Annotated in this window: 18 protein-coding genes; 13 read left to right on the top strand and 5 right to left on the bottom strand. The window is 59.9% G+C overall.

Annotated features, from left to right (window positions below):
* Positions 1–74: 74 nt before the first annotated feature.
* Positions 75–671 carry a superoxide dismutase gene (locus TX23_RS23480; protein ID WP_003212997.1) on the bottom strand — a complete coding sequence of 199 codons (597 nt, stop codon included), beginning with the start codon at positions 669–671 and terminating at the stop codon, positions 75–77.
* Between the two features lie 178 nt (positions 672–849).
* The gene (locus TX23_RS23475; RefSeq protein WP_057704251.1) at positions 850–1,449 is read right to left on the bottom strand and encodes a LysE/ArgO family amino acid transporter; all 600 of its coding nucleotides are present in this window, start codon (positions 1,447–1,449) and stop codon (positions 850–852) included.
* A gap of 100 nt (positions 1,450–1,549) precedes the next feature.
* Here TX23_RS23475 and TX23_RS23470 point away from each other — a divergent pair, with 100 nt between their 5' ends.
* The 10 genes from TX23_RS23470 (at position 1,550) to TX23_RS23425 (ending at position 12,844) form a co-directional block, all read left to right on the top strand.
* Positions 1,550–2,443: a LysR family transcriptional regulator ArgP gene (locus TX23_RS23470; protein WP_057704250.1), complete on the top strand. Its 894-nt coding sequence runs from the start codon at positions 1,550–1,552 to the stop codon at positions 2,441–2,443.
* A 52-nt stretch (positions 2,444–2,495) separates the two neighbouring features.
* Positions 2,496–3,494, top strand: coding sequence for an NAD-dependent epimerase/dehydratase family protein (locus tag TX23_RS23465; protein ID WP_057704249.1), 999 nt, complete (start codon positions 2,496–2,498; stop codon positions 3,492–3,494).
* A 126-nt stretch (positions 3,495–3,620) separates the two neighbouring features.
* A complete protein-coding gene (locus TX23_RS23460) occupies positions 3,621–4,445 on the top strand; it encodes a coiled-coil domain-containing protein (RefSeq protein ID WP_057704248.1) in 825 nt (274 codons plus the stop codon).
* Positions 4,446–4,693: 248 nt separating this feature from the next.
* The gene (locus TX23_RS23455) at positions 4,694–5,953 is read left to right on the top strand and encodes a D-mannose isomerase (RefSeq protein WP_057704247.1); all 1,260 of its coding nucleotides are present in this window, start codon (positions 4,694–4,696) and stop codon (positions 5,951–5,953) included.
* Between the two features lie 103 nt (positions 5,954–6,056).
* Positions 6,057–7,343: an ABC transporter substrate-binding protein gene (locus TX23_RS23450; protein WP_057704246.1), complete on the top strand. Its 1,287-nt coding sequence runs from the start codon at positions 6,057–6,059 to the stop codon at positions 7,341–7,343.
* A 157-nt stretch (positions 7,344–7,500) separates the two neighbouring features.
* Complete coding sequence (locus TX23_RS23445; protein WP_005790780.1) at positions 7,501–8,409, top strand: carbohydrate ABC transporter permease; 909 nt, start codon at positions 7,501–7,503, stop codon at positions 8,407–8,409.
* Complete coding sequence (locus tag TX23_RS23440) at positions 8,402–9,247, top strand: carbohydrate ABC transporter permease (RefSeq protein WP_005790778.1); 846 nt, start codon at positions 8,402–8,404, stop codon at positions 9,245–9,247. Before TX23_RS23445 ends, TX23_RS23440 begins: the two co-directional genes overlap by 8 nt.
* A gap of 2 nt (positions 9,248–9,249) precedes the next feature.
* The gene (locus tag TX23_RS23435) at positions 9,250–10,413 is read left to right on the top strand and encodes an ABC transporter ATP-binding protein (RefSeq protein WP_057704245.1); all 1,164 of its coding nucleotides are present in this window, start codon (positions 9,250–9,252) and stop codon (positions 10,411–10,413) included.
* Between the two features lie 137 nt (positions 10,414–10,550).
* Positions 10,551–11,900 (top strand): carbohydrate porin, encoded by a 1,350-nt coding sequence (locus tag TX23_RS23430; protein ID WP_057704244.1) that lies wholly within the window; start codon positions 10,551–10,553, stop codon positions 11,898–11,900.
* A gap of 98 nt (positions 11,901–11,998) precedes the next feature.
* On the top strand, positions 11,999–12,844 hold the full coding sequence (locus tag TX23_RS23425) for a D-hexose-6-phosphate mutarotase (protein WP_057704243.1): 846 nt from the start codon (positions 11,999–12,001) through the stop codon (positions 12,842–12,844).
* A gap of 113 nt (positions 12,845–12,957) precedes the next feature.
* Here the strand turns inward: TX23_RS23425 and TX23_RS23420 are convergent, their stop codons facing one another.
* A complete protein-coding gene (locus TX23_RS23420) occupies positions 12,958–13,818 on the bottom strand; it encodes a MurR/RpiR family transcriptional regulator (protein ID WP_169856377.1) in 861 nt (286 codons plus the stop codon).
* A gap of 219 nt (positions 13,819–14,037) precedes the next feature.
* On the opposite strand from TX23_RS23420, the gene zwf reads away from it, so the two are divergent.
* The 3 genes from zwf to TX23_RS23405 are packed head-to-tail and all read left to right on the top strand — an operon-like array spanning position 14,038 to position 16,887.
* Positions 14,038–15,504 (top strand): glucose-6-phosphate dehydrogenase, encoded by a 1,467-nt coding sequence (gene zwf / locus TX23_RS23415; protein WP_057704242.1) that lies wholly within the window; start codon positions 14,038–14,040, stop codon positions 15,502–15,504.
* Complete coding sequence (pgl, locus tag TX23_RS23410; protein WP_057704241.1) at positions 15,491–16,204, top strand: 6-phosphogluconolactonase; 714 nt, start codon at positions 15,491–15,493, stop codon at positions 16,202–16,204. The genes zwf and pgl overlap by 14 nt, the downstream gene beginning before the upstream one ends.
* A gap of 17 nt (positions 16,205–16,221) precedes the next feature.
* Entirely contained in the window at positions 16,222–16,887 is a 666-nt protein-coding gene (locus tag TX23_RS23405) for a bifunctional 4-hydroxy-2-oxoglutarate aldolase/2-dehydro-3-deoxy-phosphogluconate aldolase (RefSeq protein WP_026067364.1), read from the top strand.
* A gap of 623 nt (positions 16,888–17,510) precedes the next feature.
* On the opposite strand, the gene TX23_RS23400 is transcribed toward TX23_RS23405, so the two are convergent.
* Both TX23_RS23400 and TX23_RS23395 read right to left on the bottom strand, forming a co-directional pair.
* Positions 17,511–18,686 carry an aminotransferase class V-fold PLP-dependent enzyme gene (locus TX23_RS23400; protein ID WP_057704240.1) on the bottom strand — a complete coding sequence of 392 codons (1,176 nt, stop codon included), beginning with the start codon at positions 18,684–18,686 and terminating at the stop codon, positions 17,511–17,513.
* Positions 18,687–18,696: 10 nt separating this feature from the next.
* A complete protein-coding gene (locus TX23_RS23395) occupies positions 18,697–18,933 on the bottom strand; it encodes a DUF3820 family protein (RefSeq protein ID WP_057704239.1) in 237 nt (78 codons plus the stop codon).
* Positions 18,934–18,999: the final 66 nt, after the last annotated feature.

Genomic DNA, 18,999 nt, shown 5'->3' with positions numbered 1-18,999 from the left:
TGTTTCTGGGTGGTTTGCCTTGCGTGCACAAAAAAGCCCGGCAATCGCCGGGCTCTTTTTACTGAAGGTGCTGCTTAGGCAGTGAAGGTCTTGCCTTCGAACTGCTCAGCCACGAACTTCCAGTTGACCAGGTTCCAGAACGCTTCCACATACTTTGGACGCACGTTGCGGTAGTCGATGTAGTAGGCGTGTTCCCACACGTCGCAGGTCAGCAGCGGGGTGTCGCCGCTGGTCAGCGGGTTGCCTGCACCGATGGTGCTGGCCAGAGCCAGGGAACCGTCAGCCTTTTTCACCAGCCAGCCCCAACCGGAACCGAAGGTGCCAACCGAAGTCTTGGTGAACTCTTCCTTGAACTTGTCGAACGAACCGAACGCAGCGTTGATGGCTTCAGCCAGCGCGCCGGTTGGTTGGCCGCCGGCGTTTGGCGCCAGGCAGTTCCAGTAAAAGGTGTGGTTCCAGACTTGAGCGGCGTTGTTGAAGATACCGCCCGAGGAAGACTTGACGATTTCTTCCAGGGTCTTGCCTTCGAACTCGGTGCCAGGCACCAGGTTGTTCAGGTTCACGACATAGGTGTTGTGGTGCTTGTCGTGGTGGTATTCCAAGGTTTCCTTGGAGATGTGCGGCTGCAGGGCATCGTGTGCGTAGGGCAGCGGCGGCAATTCGAAAGCCATGATGATTCTCCTAATCAGGTCAGTTGCGGTGAGCGCAAGGCCGATCACGGGCGGCCAAACATGCGCCGGGGAGTTTGTACTCTTTGCGGCGCAGGGGCCTGATCATAGCACCGGGGGTGCGGCATAACCACGCAACAACTGTGTGGGATAGAGGTTCCAGCGGGTTTTCAACTATTGCTCAGGCGCTGATCAATTGGTAGGCCACCGAGAACATCATCACCGCCACCAGCAAGTCCAGCAGGCGCCAGGTGGCCGGGCGTGCCAGCCAGGGTGCCAGCCATGCCGCGCCGAGCGCCAGGGTGGTGAACCACAGGAACGAAGCGCTGGCCGCACCGGCCACGTAGGCCCCCGGTTCGGTTTGTTGCGCGCCCAGGGAGCCGATCAACAGCACGGTGTCCAGGTACACGTGTGGGTTTAGCAGGGTCACCGCCAGTGCGCTCAACAGCACGGCACGCAATGAGCGGGTCTTGAGGCTGGCACCCTGATCCAGGCTTTGTTTTGAACAGGCCCTGCGCAGCGCACACGCGCCATACCACAACAGGAACGCCGCGCCGCCCCAGCGTGCCACCGCAAGCAGGATCGGGCTCTGGGCCAGCACGGTGGCCAGGCCGAACACCCCGGCGGCCACCAACAGCGCATCGCAGATCACGCACAAGGCCGCGACGGGCAAGTGATGCTCGCGGCGCAGGCTTTGTGCGAGGACGAACGCGTTCTGTGTGCCGATTGCCATGATCAGCCCGAGGGCCACCAGCAAGCCGTTCATATAGCTCTGCCACATAGAGAGGAATCCTTGTTGATGCTTAAACGATGCTGGCTATGGTGCGGGTCGGGCCTGTATAAGAAAAACCAATATTGCTGATCGCTCATTAGGAAAACTGATGTTCGACTATAAATTGCTTTCCGCCCTGGCGGCGGTGGTGGAACAAGCTGGCTTCGAGCGCGGTGCTCAGGTGCTGGGGCTGTCGCAGTCGGCGATCTCCCAGCGCATCAAATTACTGGAGGCGCGTATCGGGCAACCGGTGCTGGTACGGGCTTCGCCCCCGACCCCGACCGACATCGGCCGGCGCCTGCTCAACCATGTGCAACAGGTGCGCTTACTGGAGCGTGACCTGCAAAGCCAGGTGCCGGCGCTGGATGAGGAGGGGATGCCCGAGCGCCTGCGCATCGCGCTGAATGCCGACAGCCTGGCCACATGGTGGGCCGAAGCCATCAGCGACTTCTGCGCCGAACAGCACTTGCTGCTGGACCTGGTGGTCGAAGACCAGACCGTGGGCCTTAAGCGTATGCGCGCCGGTGAGGTCGCGGCTTGCATTTGCGCCAGCGAGCGCCCGGTGGCTGGCGCTCGTAGCCTGTTGTTGGGGGCCATGCGTTATCGGGCGTTGGCCAGCCCGGCGTTTATTGCTCGGCATTTCCCGCAGGGCGTGCAGGCCGATCAATTGGCGCGCACGCCGGCGCTGGTGTTCGGTCCGGATGATTTCCTGCAACACCGTTATCTGGCCTCCCTCGGGGTGAACGGAGGTTTCGAACACCATCTATGCCCGTCGTCCGAAGGTTTTATTCGCCTGACGGAAGCCGGCCTTGGGTGGGGCCTGGTGCCCGAATTGCAGGTGCGCGACCAGATGGACACCGGCGTATTGGTCGAGTTATTGCCAGATAAGCCCATCGATGTGCCGCTGTACTGGCATCATTGGCGCAGTGGCGGGCAACTGTTGGGCTTGTTGACCGACCATCTGGCCCAGGTTTGTGGCCACTGGTTGGTGCCGTTGAAGTGACGGCGGGCGTCAAGGCCACAGCGATGAAAAACGAAAGAACACGGAGTACTACATGAAAATTCTGGTCACCGGCGCAAGCGGCTTCATCGGCGGGCGCTTTGCGCGTTTTGCCCTTGAGCAGGGCCTGGATGTGCGGGTCAACGGGCGACGCGCCGAGGGTGTCGAGCACCTGGTCCGGCGCGGTGCCGAGTTTATCCAGGGTGACTTGAATGATGCCGACCTGGTGCGTGACCTGTGCCGCGACGTTGAAGCGGTGGTGCATTGCGCAGGTGCCGTCGGGCTGTGGGGCAAGTACCAGGACTTTCACCAGGGCAATGTGCTGGTCACCGAAAACGTGGTCGAAGCCTGCCTCAAGCAGCGCGTCACACGCCTGGTGCATCTGTCGTCGCCGTCGATCTACTTCGATGGCCGCGACCACACAGGGCTCACCGAAGAGCAGGTGCCCAAGCGTTTCAAGCATCCCTATGCCGCCACCAAATACCTGGCCGAGCAGAAGGTCTTCGGGGCCCAGGAGTTCGGTCTTGAAGTACTGGCGCTGCGCCCGCGTTTTGTCACCGGTGCCGGCGACATGAGCATCTTCCCGCGGCTGTTGAAGATGCAGCGCAAGAACCGCCTGGCCATTGTCGGCGATGGCCTGAACAAGGTCGACTTCACCAGCGTGCACAACCTCAATGAAGCGCTGCTCAGCAGCCTGCTCGCCCCCGGCTCGGCATTGGGCAAGGCCTACAACATCAGTAACGGCGCACCGGTGCCTATATGGGATGTGGTCAATTATGTGATGCGGCAAATGGAGCTGCCCCAAGTGACCCGTTATCGCTCCTACGGTTTGTCCTACAGCGTGGCGGCCTTGAATGAGGCGTTCTGCGCGATGTGGCCGGGGCGGCCGGAGCCTTCGCTATCGCGCTTGGGCATGCAGGTAATGAACAAGGATTTCACCCTCGACATCAGCCGTGCCAGGCATTATCTGGACTACGAGCCCAAGGTCAGCTTGTGGGCCGCACTCGATGAGTTCTGCAGTTGGTGGAAAGCTCAGGATCCGGGCCTCAAGTAAGCTCATAACCAGCGACACATCGGGAACCGAATTCGCCGCACCGTGTCGACCTATGCGTCTGGAGCACGGTTTATACTTGCGCCGCTCGGCCTCTGGGCAGCCACCTCATTGATTCAAGGTAGATTCATGCGTAACGATGCAAAAGACGACTTCGACAACGTGCCCAGCCTGCGCGCAGACCTCGGGGACGACGATGATTTCGTGCCGACTGCCGCCACCTCGGTGCGCTCGCGAACCACGCCGGTGGTCAAGGTCAAGAGTGCCAGCACCGGCCCGTTGTGGGCGTTGGTCGGCGCACTGCTGATTGCCTTCGCTGGCCTCGCCTGGTGGAGCTTCCAGCAGATTTCCCTGATGGGCCAGCAGTTGGTCGCCACCCAGGAAAGCTTCGCCCGTATCAGCGAGGAAGCGGCGGGGCGCCTGCAGGATATTTCCGGCAAGGTCGTGGCCAGCGAAGCCAGCGTGAACAACGGCAGCGAGGCGTTGAAACTGCAGATCAAGCAGTTGGAAGCCCAGTTGCAGGAACAGGGCAAGCAACAGTTGGGTGTCGCCGGCCAAGCCACCGAGCTGGACAGTCGCCTGGCTCAGATGAGCGCCGGCACCACCGAACTCACGGCCGCCAATGCCAGGCTGCAAGGCCAGGTGCAAGCCCTGACCGATGCGGTCGCCAGCCTCAAGGCGGCTCAGGGCGAGATCAAGGACTTGTCCAACGACGTGGCTGCCTTGAAGAAGCAGGGCAATCCAGGCGCCGCCATCGCCCGTATCGAGCAGGATTTGCTGGTGCTCAAGAGTGCCCAGGAAAACCAGCCTGCCAACGTCGATGCGCCGACCAACAAGGAGTTTGATGTGTTCCGCATCCAGACCACGCGCAATATCACCACCTTGCAGAGCCAGGTGCAGAATCTGAACCAGCGCCTCAATGCGCCTGCTGCGGCCACACCGCTGGGTCAATGAACGAAGTTGTGGCCTTTGAATGAGATCTAAATGTGGGAGGGGGCTTGCTCCCGATGGCGGTGTATCAGCGACTCTATTTGGTGACTGACATATAGCTATCGGGAGCAAGCCCCCCTCCCACAGTTTGGATTTTCACTTGGAGATTGATTGTCACCAGATAGTGACATTTCTTCTCCCCTTCGTTACTTGCCCCTCCTGCGCCCTTGTTTAGACTCCGGTCATCCCACAAAAAACAAAAAGGGCCACCCATGACCATGCAACCACTGCCTGCCGGCAGTTGGCTGAACGCACCTGCCCATCACGCCTGGCTCGCCGCTGAAGGTCAGCGCTTGCTGACGTTTGCCAAGGCTTCGCAGTTGCCGGACGGTTTTGGCAACCTGGACGATAAAGGCCAGTTGCCCGCCGATGCCCGCGCCGAAACCATGAACACCGCCCGTATGACCCACAGCTTCGCCATGGCCCATGCCATGGGGCTGCCCGGTTATGCGGAGCTGGTGGCGCATGGCGTGATGGCCCTCAGCGGGCCGTTGCGTGACAGTGAGCACGGTGGCTGGTTCGCCGCGCCCCAGGCCCTGGACGGCAACACCGGCAAGGCAGCGTACCTGCATGCATTCGTGGCTTTGGCCGCCAGCTCTGCCGTGGTGGCGGGCGCGCCGGGCGCGCAAACCTTGTTGAACGACGCCATCCATATCATCAACCAGTTCTTCTGGAGCGAGGAGGAGGGCGCCATGCTGGAATCCTTCGCCCAGGACTGGAGTGGTGTCGAAGGCTATCGCGGTGCCAACAGCAACATGCACGCCACCGAAGCCTTCCTGGCCCTGGCCGATGTCACCGCTGACAGCCGTTGGCTGGACCGTGCGCTGCGCATCGTCGAGCGGGTGATCCACACCCATGCCGCCAGCAACCAGTTCATGGTGATCGAGCATTTTGACGCGCAGTGGAAACCTCTACTGGGCTACAACGAAGATAACCCCGCCGATGGTTTTCGCCCCTACGGCATCACCCCCGGCCATGGTTTTGAATGGGCGCGGCTGGTCCTGCACCTGGAAGCTGCGCGCCTGCAGGCCGGGTTGCAGACGCCGGATTGGTTGGTTAACGATGCCAAAGGGCTGTTCGCCAGCGCCTGCGAATATGCCTGGGCCGTGGATGGTGCGCCGGGCATTGTCTACACTTTGGATTGGAACCGGCGCCCGGTTGTACGCGAGCGCTTGCACTGGACCCACGCAGAAGCCAGCGCCGCAGCTCAGGCACTGCTCAAACGTACGGGTGAACTGCATTACGAGATCTGGTATCGACGTATCTGGGAGTTTTGCGAAACCCATTTCATCGACCGACTCCATGGCAGCTGGCACCACGAACTCAGCCCGCACAACCAACCCAGCAGCACAATCTGGGGCGGCAAACCTGATCTGTACCATGCCTGGCAAGCGGTCGTGCTGCCTGCGTTACCCTTGGCACCCAGCCTGGCCAGTGCATTGGGCAGCGGGCGCTATGTCACCAAGTGGTGACATTTGTGCGTCCCTTTGTTACCTGCACCAGGAAAATCCCTGTTTAAACTCCGTGCAGCGCAAGCTCTAGACTTGCATGCATAACAACAAAAAAGGTACTCAGATGAACGCGATTAATCGCCTCGCCGTTGCTGTTTCCATTGCCTCGATGTTTCCCCTCAGTGCATTTGCCGCCGACTCCAAAGGTACGGTGGAAGTGGTGCATTGGTGGACTTCCGGCGGTGAAAAAGCAGCTGTGGATGTGCTGAAGGCCCAAGTTGAGAAAGACGGCTTCACCTGGAAAGACGGCGCTGTTGCAGGTGGCGGTGGCGCCACTGCCATGACCGTGCTGAAAAGCCGCGCGGTTGCCGGCAACCCACCTGGGGTTGCCCAGATCAAAGGCCCCGACATCCAGGAATGGGCGTCCACTGGCCTGCTTGATACCGACGTGCTCAAAGACGTCGCCAAAGAAGAAAAGTGGGATTCCCTGCTCGACAAGAAAGTCTCCGACACCGTGAAGTACGACGGTGACTACGTAGCCGTACCGGTGAATATCCACCGCGTGAACTGGCTGTGGATCAACCCGGAAGTCTTCAAGAAAGCCGGTATCACCAAGAACCCGACCACCCTCGAAGAATTCTACGCAGCCGGCGACAAGCTCAAGGCTGCTGGCTTCATTGCGCTCGCCCACGGCGGCCAGCCTTGGCAGGACAGCACCGTTTTCGAAGCGGTAGTGCTCTCGGTCATGGGGGTTGACGGCTACAAGAAAGCCCTGGTTGACCTGGATAACGACGCCCTGACCGGTCCGCAAATGGTCAAGTCCCTCACTGAGCTGAAGAAAGTTGCGACCTATATGGACGTGGACGGCAAAGGCCAGGACTGGAACCTGGAAGCCGGCAAGGTCATCAACGGCAAGGCCGGTATGCAGATCATGGGTGACTGGGCCAAGTCCGAATGGACTGCCGCCAAGAAAGTCGCCGGCAAGGACTACGAGTGCGTAGCGTTCCCGGGCACCGACAAAGCCTTCACCTACAACATCGACTCCCTGGCGGTGTTCAAGCAGAAAGACAAAGGCACTGCCGCAGGTCAGCAGGACATCGCCAAAGTCGTGCTGGGTGAAAACTTCCAGAAAGTGTTCAGCATCAACAAGGGCTCGATCCCTGTGCGTAACGACATGCTGACCAAGATGGAGTCCTATGGCTTCGACTCCTGTGCCCAGACCGCCGCCAAGGACTTCCTGACCGACGCCAAGACCGGCGGCCTGCAGCCAAGCATGGCGCACAACATGGCCACCACCCTGGCGGTGCAAGGTGCGTTCTTCGACGTGGTGACCAACTACATCAACGACCCGAAAGCTGACCCGGCCGATACCGCCAAGAAGCTTGGCGCGGCGATCAAGTCGGCCAAGTAACGTAGCTGTCTGTAGGAGCGAGCTTGCTCGCGAAAAACTCAAGGTCACCGCGTTCATCCTGTATGCACGCGTTATCGTTGAAGTCCTTCGCGAGCAAGCTCGCTCCTACAGGGTTCGGTTCAGATGCTAGTCCTTTTTCCCTGTACTGGATTTTCCCATGAGTTCTGTTGCTGTGTTCAGCAAGGCCTCGCCGTTCGATGTGCTGCAACGCTGGCTGCCCAAACTGGTGCTGGCGCCGAGCATGTTCATCGTGCTGGTGGGCTTTTACGGCTACATCCTTTGGACGTTCGTGCTGTCGTTCACCACCTCCACGTTTCTGCCCAGCTACAAGTGGGCGGGCCTGGCTCAGTATGAGCGTTTGTTCGACAACGACCGTTGGTGGGTGGCGAGCAAGAACCTGGCGCTGTTTGGCGGGATGTTCATCGGTATCACCCTGGTGATCGGCGTGACGCTGGCGATTTTCCTCGACCAGAAAATTCGTCGCGAAGGCTTTATCCGCACCATTTACCTGTACCCGATGGCGCTCTCGATGATCGTCACCGGTACCGCCTGGAAATGGCTGCTCAACCCGGGCATGGGCCTGGACAAACTTTTGCGGGACTGGGGCTGGGAAGGCTTCCGTCTCGACTGGCTGATCGACCCCGACCGCGTGGTTTACTGCCTGGTGATCGCCGCTGTGTGGCAAGCCTCGGGCTTTATCATGGCGATGTTCCTGGCCGGCCTGCGCGGGGTTGATCAGTCGATCATCCGCGCTGCGCAGATCGACGGTGCCAGCCTGCCGCGCATTTACTGGAGCGTGGTGTTGCCCAGCCTGCGTCCGGTGTTCTTCAGTGCGGTGATGATCCTGGCGCACATCGCGATCAAGAGCTTCGACCTGGTAGCGGCGATGACCGCAGGCGGCCCGGGCTACTCGTCCGACCTGCCGGCGATGTTCATGTACTCGTTCACCTTCAGCCGTGGCCAGATGGGCATGGGCTCGGCCAGTGCAATCCTGATGCTCGGTGCGATCCTCGCGATCATCGTGCCGTACCTCTACTCCGAGCTGAGGACCAAACGTAATGACTAGTCTCGCCTCCAAACCTGCCATCAGCCTGAGTCGTATCGCGATCTATGCGGTGCTGATCCTCGCCGTGCTGCTGTACCTGGTGCCGCTGGTGGTGATGCTGCTCACCAGCTTCAAGACCCCCGAAGACATCAGCAGCGGCAACCTGCTGAGCTGGCCGACCGTGGTATCCGGTATCGGCTGGGTCAAGGCCTGGGCCACTGTGGACGGTTACTTTTGGAACTCGATCAAGATCACTGTTCCAGCCGTGCTGATTTCCACCGCCATCGGGGCCTTGAATGGCTATGTGCTGTCGTTCTGGCGCTTTCGTGGTTCGCAACTGTTCTTCGGGTTGTTGCTGTTCGGCTGCTTCCTGCCGTTCCAGACCGTGCTGCTGCCCGCGTCGTTCACCCTCGGCAAGATGGGCCTGGCGAGCACCACTACCGGCCTGGTGTTTATCCACGTGGTCTACGGCCTGGCGTTCACCACGCTGTTCTTCCGTAACTACTACGTGAGCATCCCGGATGCGCTGATCAAGGCGGCACGCCTGGACGGTGCGGGTTTCTTCACCATCTTCCGTCAGATCATTCTGCCGATGTCGACGCCGATCATCATGGTCTGCCTGATCTGGCAGTTCACGCAGATCTGGAACGACTTCCTGTTCGGCGTGGTGTTTTCCAGCGGCGACTCCCAGCCCATCACGGTGGCGCTGAACAACCTGGTCAACACCAGCACAGGGGCCAAGGAATATAACGTGGATATGGCGGCGGCGATGATCGCCGGGCTGCCGACCCTGCTGGTCTATGTGATCGCAGGCAAGTATTTCGTGCGCGGCCTTACGGCTGGCGCGGTCAAGGGGTAATCATGGCTACGCTTGAACTTCGCAATGTAAACAAAACCTACGGCGCCGGCCTGCCCGACACCTTGAAGAACATTGAACTGTCGATCAAGGAAGGCGAATTCCTGATCCTGGTCGGCCCTTCGGGGTGCGGCAAGTCCACGCTGATGAACTGCATCGCCGGCCTTGAGACCATCACCGGCGGCGCGATCATGATCGGCGACCAGGACGTCAGCGGCATGAGCCCCAAGGATCGCGACATCGCCATGGTGTTCCAGTCCTACGCGCTGTACCCGACCATGAGCGTGCGTGAGAATATCGAGTTCGGCCTGAAGATTCGCAAAATGCCGCAAGCCGACATCGACGCCGAAGTCGCCCGCGTGGCCAAGCTGCTGCAGATCGAACACCTGCTCAACCGCAAGCCGGGCCAGTTGTCCGGCGGCCAGCAACAGCGTGTGGCCATGGGCCGTGCCCTGGCGCGTCGGCCGAAGATCTACCTGTTCGACGAACCGCTGTCCAACCTCGACGCCAAGTTGCGTGTCGAGATGCGTACCGAAATGAAGCTGATGCACCAGCGTCTGAAAACCACCACCGTCTACGTCACCCACGACCAGATCGAAGCGATGACCCTGGGCGATAAAGTGGCGGTGATGAAGGACGGCATCATCCAACAATTCGGCACGCCGAAGGAAATCTATAACGACCCGGCCAACCTGTTTGTGGCAAGCTTTATCGGTTCACCACCGATGAACTTCGTTCCCATGCGCCTAAAACGCCAGAACGGCGGTTTGGTCGCGCTGCTCGACAGCGGCCAGGCGCGTTGCGAGCTGCCGTTGAGCATGAATGACGCAGGGCTTGAAGATCGCGATGTGATCCTCGGCCTGCGCCCGGAGCAGATCGTGCTGGCGGCGGGCGAGGGCAATGGCTCGTCGAGCATTCGTGCCGAAGTGCAGGTCACCGAGCCGACCGGCCCGGACACTCTGGTGTTTGTGCAGCTCAACGACACCAAGGTCTGCTGCCGTTTGGCGCCGGACGTCGCGCCGCAGGTGGGCGAGACGCTGACGCTGCAATTCGACCCGGCCAAGGTGCTGCTGTTTGACGCCAAGACCGGTGAGCGATTGGGGACTGCTGGCTCACTGGGGGCATCTGTGGGAGCCGGGCTTGCCCGCGATGGCGTCACCGCGTTGTAACTGCAGGACCGAGGCGGCTGCATCGCGGGCAAGCCCGGCTCCCACAGGAAAAAGAAGATAACTGGTTGTTTTAATTAAAAAATGTAACCCGCGTTAGATAAAAACAGTTTAATAACAATAAAGACGAGGATGTAGGGATGAAAAAGCAACACAACAACACCCGGCTGATCTGCCAACTGTCAGCAGTAGCAGCCCTGGTTTTGTCCGCCAATGCGATGGCGGATGAAGCCTTCAGTGCCGATTCCAAATGGATGACCGGCGATTGGGGCGGTGAGCGTACCAAGCTGATCGAGCAAGGTATCGACATCAAGGCCGACTACGTTGGGGAGATGGGCTACAACGCTCACGGTGGTTACAACGACGACAAGACCGGTCGCTACTCTGACCAGTTTGGTCTTGGCGTGGCACTGGACCTGCAAAAACTGTGGGGCTGGGATAACACCCAGGCCAAGATCCAGTTGACCAATCGTAATGGCGAGAACATCTCCAATGATCGTATTGGTGACCCGCGTGCCGGCACCTTGAGCTCGTCGCAGGAAGTGTATGGCCGTGGCCACATGGTGCGTCTGACCCAACTGTGGATCCAGCACCAGTTCCTCGACGGCAAGCTGGACGTAAAAGCCGGTTACTTCGGCGAAGGCGAAGACTTCAACACCTTCCCGTGCGAGTTCCAGAACCTGGCGTTCTGCGGTTCCCAAGTGGGTAACTGGGCTACCAACATCTGGTACAACTGGCCAGTCAGCCAGGCGGCTCTGCGTGTGAAATACCACATCACGCCTGAGCTGTATGCGCAAATTGGCGCATACAACCAGAACCCGTCGCAAACCGAAATGGGCAACGGCTTCAAACTCAGCGGCAGCGGCACCAAAGGCACCGTGTTGCCAGTTGAGTTGGTGTGGTCGCCGAAGGTCAATGGCCTGCCGGGCGAATACCGTGTGGGTTACTACAAGAGCACGGCTGACGCCAATGATGTGCGTGAAGACGTCAACGGCGGCGACGCTGGCGCCACCGGCGATGCCCTGCGCGTTCGCAACAGCAAAAGCGGCTACTGGGGCGTGGTGCAACAGCAACTCACCACCCACAACGGTGATGCCTCCCGTGGTCTGAACGTTGCAGCTAACGTCACCTTCCACGACAAGGACACCAACTTCATCGACAACTACCAGTCGCTGATGTTTGTGTACAAGGGCCCGTTTGATGCCCGTCCAAAAGACGACATCGGCATCGGTTTTGCCCGTATCCATGTCAACGATGACGTGAAGAAAACCGCAGAGCTGCGTAACGCGGCCGCTGGTTTCACTGACTACAGCCAGGCGGGTTACATGCCGCTGCAAGGCACTGAGTACAACTACGAAATCAACTACGGTTTCCATGTCACCAATTGGCTGACCGTACGCCCTAACCTGCAATACATCACCCACCCAGGTGGTGTGGATGAAGTCGACAACGCCTTGGTCGCCGGCCTGAAAATTCAGTCTACGTTCTAACGCTGTTGCGATAAGCTCCTCTCTCTGTGCGCATTTGCGGGTAGCCATGGCTATCCGCTTTTTTTTGGCTTGCACTGTGATATTCAGGACCTGTGCACATGCATGAGCAACCGCTGCAACGCTTTTTCAAATCCCTGCGCGAGCGGCCGGTGTTCGCCTGGGAGCGTTTTCAGATGCGCGACGTGTTGGTGATCGACCATCCGCTGTGCCAGGCGGTGTTCAGTCGCCAGGGCGCGCAATTGCTGCACTTTCAGCCCACCGGCCAAAAGCCCTGGCTGTGGTGTGCCGCCAAATGGCCGCAAGTCGGGGCGATCCGTGGTGGCATACCGGTGTGCTGGCCATGGTATGGCCGTCATCCCAGCGAAAACGCATGGCCGTCCCATGGCTGGGCGCGCTTGATCGACTGGAAGTTGCTCGACAGCAGCACCGATGACGAGGGCGTTCGCCTGCACTGGCAATTGCAGTTGTGCGACTGGCAGGTGGACTTGCACGCACACCTGGGCGAAACCCTGGAACTGCGCCTGAGCACCGAGCACCAGGACGAGCTGCCGTGCCAGCTGAGCCATGCTTTGCACGCTTACTGGCGTATTGGTCACGTTGATGAGGTAGCGCTGTCTGGGCTCGACGGCGCGCAGGGTTACGACCAACTCAATCGTCAGGTTTGCCAGCAGGAAGGCGAACTTCGAGTTGATGGCGGTTGCCAGCGAGTGTTCCAGCACGAAGGCGAACTGCAGCTCAAGGATCACGCCTGGCAGCGCGAACTGTGCATCGACACCGGTGACAGCGCCGACACCGTGGTGTGGCACCCGGGGAGCCGGCCATTATTGGGTGTGAGCTTTAACGAAGCGTCGGGGTTTGTGTGTGTGGAATCGGCTATGGCCGGGGCGAGCCTGGCGCCGGGGGAGAGGGCGCACTTGAGTTTGCAGGCCAGGGCAGGGGTTTAGCGGTGTGGCTGATGGCGCTATCGCAGGCAAGCCAGCTCCCACATTTGGAATGCATTCCCCTGTGGGAGCTGGCTTGCCTGCGATAGCGCCGGTACTGCTGGTAGAGCTGCCTGCTAGTTGAATTCATCCCCCACCGGATACCGGCTGTCATTCAGGCTCTCTTTGATCTTGCGCAAATGCGGCTGGAAATCCACCCCGCGACGCAGGGTCATACCGGTTGCCAGCACATCCAGCACCGTTAGCTGGATGATCCGCGAAGTCATCGGCATGTAAATGTCGGTATCTTCCGGCAGCGGAATATTCAGGCTCACCGTGCTGGCCTTGGCCAGCGGCGAGTTCTCGGCGGTCACGCCCAGTACCGACGCACCGTTTTCCCGGGCGATACGCGCTACTTCCACCAGCTCGCGGGTACGCCCGGTATAGGAAATGATCACGAACAGTTCGCCGGTATGGGCCACCGACGCGATCATGCGTTGCATCAGCACGTCGGCGTGAGCGGTCACCGCCAGGTTGAAGCGGAAAAACTTGTGCAGCGCATCCATCGCCACTGGCGCCGAGGCGCCCAGGCCGAAGAAGTGGATCTGCCGCGCCTGGATCAACAAATCCACGGCCTTGCTGATCAACGCCGGGTCCAGGGCCTGGCAGGCGCTGTCCAGGGACGCAATGGCGCTGCCAAAGATCTTCTGGGTGTAGGCCTCGGGGTTATCATCGGCCTCTACGGCACGGCTGACATACGCGGCGCCACTGGCCAGGCTTTGCGCCAGTTGCAATTTAAGTTCAGGGTAGCCGCTGACACCGAACGAACGGCAGAAGCGGTTGACCGTCGGTTCGCTGACCGAGGCGGCCTGGGCGAGGGCGGCGATCGAGAAGCGTGTGGCCTGCTGCGGGTTAAGCAGGATGACTTCAGCGACTTTGCGCTCGGCCTTGTTTAATTCTTCGAGGCGGTTCCGGATCTGTTCCAGAAGATTTCGCACGCGGTCCATTCAGTCTTTCCTTCGGGCGACGATGCAAATAAAGGGCGGCAACCAATCGACGACTGGCTTTTCGCGGTGGCCTATCCTACTGAGGGTAGCTGAACACCACCACTCGCAATGCGTATTTCCGGAAAATGTTGTGGTTATTACTACATTTTTCCTTGAGTGATGCCTTGAAAAAAGGTATTTGTAGCTTAACTTGATAAAAGAACAAACATCATGCCTTCGATAACCGTAGAACCCTGCACCTTTGCCCTGTTTGGCGCCTTGGGTGATCTGGCGCTGCGCAAGTTATTTCCTGCCCTCTATCAGCTCGATGGCGCCGGGCTGCTGCACGACGATACGCGCATCCTGGCCCTGGCCCGCGAAGCCGGCAGCGAGCAGCAACACCTGGCCCATATCGAAAAAGAATTGCGTAAATACGTCGGCAAGGAACTCGACGAAGCCGTGGCCGTGCGCTTCCTGGCGCGCCTGGCCTACGTGCATGTCGACTTCATGAAGGCTGACGACTACGTCGCCCTTGCCGAAAAGGTCGGCAGTGATCAACGCCTGATCGCCTACTTCGCCACCCCCGCGGCGGTGTACGGGGCGATCTGCGAGAACCTGTCCAAGGTCGGCCTGGCGGACAATACCCGCGTGGTCCTGGAAAAGCCCATCGGTTCGGACCTGGAATCCTCGCGCAAGGTCAACGACGCCGTGGCGCAGTTTTTCCCGGAAAACCGCACCTACCGCATCGACCACTACCTGGGCAAAGAGACCGTCCAGAACCTGATCGCCCTGCGTTTCGCCAACAGTTTGTTCGAAACCCAGTGGAACCAGAACTACATCTCACACGTGGAAATCACCGTGGCCGAGCAGGTCGGCATCGAAGGCCGTTGGGGTTACTTCGACAAGGCCGGCCAGCTGCGCGACATGATCCAAAACCACCTGCTGCAGCTGCTGTGCCTGATCGCCATGGACCCGCCGGCCGACCTGTCCGCCGATAGCATCCGTGACGAGAAGGTCAAGGTGCTCAAGGCCCTGGCGCCGATCAGCCCCGAGGGCCTGACCACCCAGGTGGTACGTGGCCAATACATCGCCGGCTACAGCGCTGGCAAAGCGGTGCCGGGTTATCTGGAGGAAGACAATTCCAACACCCAGAGCGACACCGAAACCTTCGTCGCCCTGCGTGCAGATATCCGCAACTGGCGTTGGGCCGGGGTGCCGTTCTACCTGCGTACCGGCAAACGTATGCCGCAAAAGCTGTCGCAGATCGTCATCCACTTCAAGGAACCGTCCCACTACATTTTCGCCCCCGAGCAGCGCTTGCAGATCAGCAACAAACTGATCATCCGCCTGCAACCGGACGAAGGTATTTCCTTGCGCGTGATGACCAAGGAGCAGGGCCTGGACAAGGGCATGCAACTGCGCAGCGGCCCACTGCAACTGAATTTTTCCGACACCTATCGCAGCGCACGCATCCCGGATGCCTACGAGCGGTTGTTGTTGGAAGTGATGCGCGGCAATCAGAACCTGTTTGTTCGCAAAGATGAAATCGAAGCCGCGTGGAAGTGGTGCGACCAGTTGATCGCCGGCTGGAAAAAGTCCGGTGATGCGCCCAAGCCGTATGCGGCGGGGTCCTGGGGGCCGATGAGCTCGATTGCACTGATTACGCGGGATGGGAGGTCGTGGTATGGCGATATCTGAATTGAAACTGCCTCAGGGCGTCACTGCCCATGAGTACCGTACGCCCACGCTGCTGGCCGATGGCCTGGCCAATGACGTGGCCGAGCAACTGCGTGCTGCCATCAGCGCCCGTGGCGAGGCGACCCTGGTGGTCTCCGGTGGCCGCAGCCCCGTGGCGTTCTTCCAGAACCTGGCCAAGCAGGGCCTGGACTGGTCCAGGGTCACCATCACCCTGGCCGATGAACGCTGGGTGCCGGTCGAACATGCCGACAGCAATGCTGGCCTGTTGAAGCAACACTTGCTGCAAGGCCCGGCGGCCAAGGCGAAGTTCTTGAGCCTGTACAGCCCCGCTGCCAACCTTGAAGACGCTGCCGAGCAGGCCGATCGCCTGCTGGCCGAACTGCCTCGCATTGATGTGCTGGTGCTGGGCATGGGCGATGACGGTCACACCGCCTCGCTGTTCCCCAACAGCCCCAACCTGGCTGAAGCCCTGAAGACCGACGGTACCCGCCGTTGCTGGCCGATGCTGGCGCCGACCGTACCGCACCAGCGCCTGACCATGAGTCGTGCGCTGCTGGCCACGGCCAACTACACCGTGCTGTCGATTTCCGGCAGTTCGAAATTGACCACCTTGAGCGCCGCCCTGGCCAGCGACGATGTTGCTGTCATGCCGATTCGCGCGTTTTTGCAACCTACTCTCGAGATTTACTGGTGCCCATGAGCCAAGGATCAGCCGCTATGAAAAGCCCTCAACCGACCGTGTCCATGGCGGATAAAGTTGCCTTGATCGACAGCCTCTGCGCCAAGGCGCGGATCCTGCCGGTGATCACCATCGCTCGCGAGCAGGACATCCTGCCGCTGGCCGATGCCCTGGCAGCCGGCGGTTTGACCGCGTTGGAAGTGACCCTGCGTTCCGAGTTCGGCCTCAAGGCCATTCAGGTTTTGCGCGAGCAGCGTCCTGAGCTGTGCACCGGTGCCGGTACCGTGCTTGATCGTCACATGCTTGAAGCGGCCGAAGTGGCGGGCTCGCAATTTATCGTCACCCCTGGCATCACCCGCGACCTGTTGGAAGCCTCGGTGCACAGCCCGATCCCGCTGCTGCCGGGCATCAGCAACGCCTCCGGCATCATGGAAGGCTATGGCCTGGGTTATCGCCGCTTCAAGTTGTTCCCGGCCGAAGTGAGCGGCGGCGTCGCGGCCATCAAGGCGCTGGGCGGCCCGTTTGGCGAAGTGAAATTCTGCCCGACCGGCGGCGTTGGCCCGGCCAATATCAAAAGCTACATGGCGTTGAAAAACGTGATGTGCGTGGGCGGCAGCTGGATGCTTGATCCCGAGTGGGTCAAGAACGGCGACTGGGCACGCATCCAGGAAGTCACCGCACAGGCGCTGGCGCTGCTGGACTGAGCTGATTTATCGAATCGTTGTTGCTGTGCTTAACGGCATTTTTGCGGCGCACTTGGTCGGTGCGCCGCTTTTTTTTGCCTGTAAAAAACCTCAAGCACATCGCCGCTTTGAAGGTGGGAGCTGGCTTGCCTGCGATAGCTATTTATCAGTTAGCCCATCTTTGGCTGATACACCGTTATCGCAGCATAGGTATCTACACAACTTCGGCGCGACGCTAAATCTGTGGCGAGGGAGCTTGCTCCCGTGACGGCCTGGCAGCCGACACAGATATAACTGATGCCCCGCGATCCAATGTGGGAGCTGGCTTGCCTGCGAAGACGGCCTGACAGTCAACACAGTTGGACCGTGTACATATCCATTCCTGCGGTAACGGCCACTTAGGGTTCCGCTCTGACAGCGGGTCACTTTGGAAAAGAGCCGGAATGCCGGCCCAGCCCAAAGTAACCAAAGGGCTCTTGCCCCACCACTCGGCACCTCGCTTAGGCTCGGTGTGCCCGTAATCCGCCATGGATTTGGGGGGGGCGCCTAAGATCAAGATCAAAAGCAGATCAAGAGCGGCTCGCTTCGCATCGTGGTTTGTGTAGATACCTATGGTTATCGCAGGCAAGCCAGCTCCCACAGTTTTACACGGTGTTTAGTTGGGTAATCGCGTGGACCAGCGCATTGATGTCCGCCGCTGAGGTCACCAGCCCCGGCGTCACCCGAATGCAGGTGCCAAATGCCGCCCCCGTGCGCGTGGTGGTGAACAGGTCGTGCTCCTTGAGCAGCCTGTCTACCATCGACTGCTGATCGCGCCCGATGAACTTGAATGCAGTAATGCCGCAATACAAGCGCGGATCATCCGACGTCAGCACTTCAATCCCCGCCAATGGCCTGACCTGGCTTACCCACAGATCGCGCAGGTAATTGACCCGTGCGCCCTTGGCTGCCGCGCCACCCAGGTCTCGATGCTCTTCAAAGACCAGCGGCAAGGTCATCAGCGCCGGGAAGTTGGGTGTGCTGTAGGACGTACGAGCACGCACGTCAGTGGCCGGGTAGTGAAACTCGCCCATGTCCGGGTCGATAGCGGCCAGGCGCTCCGGGGCGATATACATAAAGCCCAGCGTCAGCGGCGCGCCAATCCATTTGTGCAGGTTGAACCCCGCAAATTGAATGCCCAGTTCGGCGAGGTTGAACTCAATTTGTCCGAGGGCGTGAGCGCCGTCGAGGATCACGTCGATTCCCTGTTCCCGCGCAGCCAGGGCGATGGCGGCAACGGGCATCACCAGGCCGGTGCGGTGAGTGACGTGGGTCAGGGCCATCAGTTTAAGGCGCGGATACTGCGCGAACGTCTCGGTATACGTCTGCACCAGGCTGTCGAAACTGGCCGGGTGGCTGTGCGACACCTCGATCACCTCCACGCCGCGAACATCGGCTAGCCAACGCATGGCGCCCTTGACCGTGTCGTATTCCAAATCGCTGATCAGCACCTGGTCGCCCGGTTGCAGGCGGTTGTAGTTGCGGATCAGTGACTGCAAGGCTTCGGTGGCGTTGCGAGTGAAGGCGATCGACTCGGGGTCAACGTCCATCAGCGCAGCCAGGGCGCGGCGAATCTCGATGTTTTCACCTTGTTCAAAACGCTGGCGCACATGCACCGAGTTGCTGCGGTTGATAAAGCTGATGTGCTCAAGGTACTGCGCCTGCACCGCACGGCTCATGCGCCCGAAGTAGCCGTTTTCCAGGTTGATCGGCCCGGGTTGCAGGTCATAGCGCTGAGCGATGGCGTGCCAGTGGGATTCGTTATCGGCATTCCTTGGCATGGCAAATCTCTCAATGGCGAGGGGCAGGTTTACCGTGTTTAACGCGCAGCGGTTCGAGCAGTTCGGACAGGCCGTTGTGGTCAATTTCCTGCATCAAGGCCAGTAAACCGCCCAGCTCACCGTGAGGGAAACCTTCACGAGCGAACCAGTTCAGGTAGGGGCCGGGCAGGTCGGCGATGATCCGACCCTTGTATTTGCCGAAGGGCATTTGGCGGGTGATCAGCAGTTCGAGCTTTTCAGGATTCATGAGCTTCGTGGGATTGAGGCGAGGTCTTCGAAAATACAGGCATTCTGCATGAAGGCCAAATGACAG

It is taken from the genome of Pseudomonas paralactis (genome assembly GCF_001439735.1).
Lineage (GTDB): Bacteria > Pseudomonadota > Gammaproteobacteria > Pseudomonadales > Pseudomonadaceae > Aquipseudomonas > Aquipseudomonas paralactis.
Note: the sequence above shows the minus strand (reverse complement) of the source record. Positions and strands in the feature narration are given on the sequence as shown.

Bases quoted from the DNA above. Each gene is read 5' to 3' on its own strand.
- TX23_RS23470 (WP_057704250.1), top strand. From the start codon at position 1,550: ATGTTCGACTATAAATTGCTTTCCGCCCTGGCGGCGGTGGTGGAACAA.
- TX23_RS23450 (WP_057704246.1), top strand. From the start codon at position 6,057: ATGAACGCGATTAATCGCCTCGCCGTTGCTGTTTCCATTGCCTCGATG.
- TX23_RS23425 (WP_057704243.1), top strand. From the start codon at position 11,999: ATGCATGAGCAACCGCTGCAACGCTTTTTCAAATCCCTGCGCGAGCGG.
- TX23_RS23405 (WP_026067364.1), top strand. From the start codon at position 16,222: ATGAAAAGCCCTCAACCGACCGTGTCCATGGCGGATAAAGTTGCCTTG.
- TX23_RS23430 (WP_057704244.1), top strand. From the start codon at position 10,551: ATGAAAAAGCAACACAACAACACCCGGCTGATCTGCCAACTGTCAGCA.
- TX23_RS23475 (WP_057704251.1), bottom strand. From the start codon at position 1,449: ATGTGGCAGAGCTATATGAACGGCTTGCTGGTGGCCCTCGGGCTGATC.
- TX23_RS23395 (WP_057704239.1), bottom strand. From the start codon at position 18,933: ATGAATCCTGAAAAGCTCGAACTGCTGATCACCCGCCAAATGCCCTTC.
- TX23_RS23435 (WP_057704245.1), top strand. From the start codon at position 9,250: ATGGCTACGCTTGAACTTCGCAATGTAAACAAAACCTACGGCGCCGGC.
- TX23_RS23400 (WP_057704240.1), bottom strand. From the start codon at position 18,686: ATGCCAAGGAATGCCGATAACGAATCCCACTGGCACGCCATCGCTCAG.
- TX23_RS23460 (WP_057704248.1), top strand. From the start codon at position 3,621: ATGCGTAACGATGCAAAAGACGACTTCGACAACGTGCCCAGCCTGCGC.
- pgl (WP_057704241.1), top strand. From the start codon at position 15,491: ATGGCGATATCTGAATTGAAACTGCCTCAGGGCGTCACTGCCCATGAG.
- TX23_RS23465 (WP_057704249.1), top strand. From the start codon at position 2,496: ATGAAAATTCTGGTCACCGGCGCAAGCGGCTTCATCGGCGGGCGCTTT.
- zwf (WP_057704242.1), top strand. From the start codon at position 14,038: ATGCCTTCGATAACCGTAGAACCCTGCACCTTTGCCCTGTTTGGCGCC.
- TX23_RS23480 (WP_003212997.1), bottom strand. From the start codon at position 671: ATGGCTTTCGAATTGCCGCCGCTGCCCTACGCACACGATGCCCTGCAG.
- TX23_RS23445 (WP_005790780.1), top strand. From the start codon at position 7,501: ATGAGTTCTGTTGCTGTGTTCAGCAAGGCCTCGCCGTTCGATGTGCTG.
- TX23_RS23455 (WP_057704247.1), top strand. From the start codon at position 4,694: ATGACCATGCAACCACTGCCTGCCGGCAGTTGGCTGAACGCACCTGCC.
- TX23_RS23440 (WP_005790778.1), top strand. From the start codon at position 8,402: ATGACTAGTCTCGCCTCCAAACCTGCCATCAGCCTGAGTCGTATCGCG.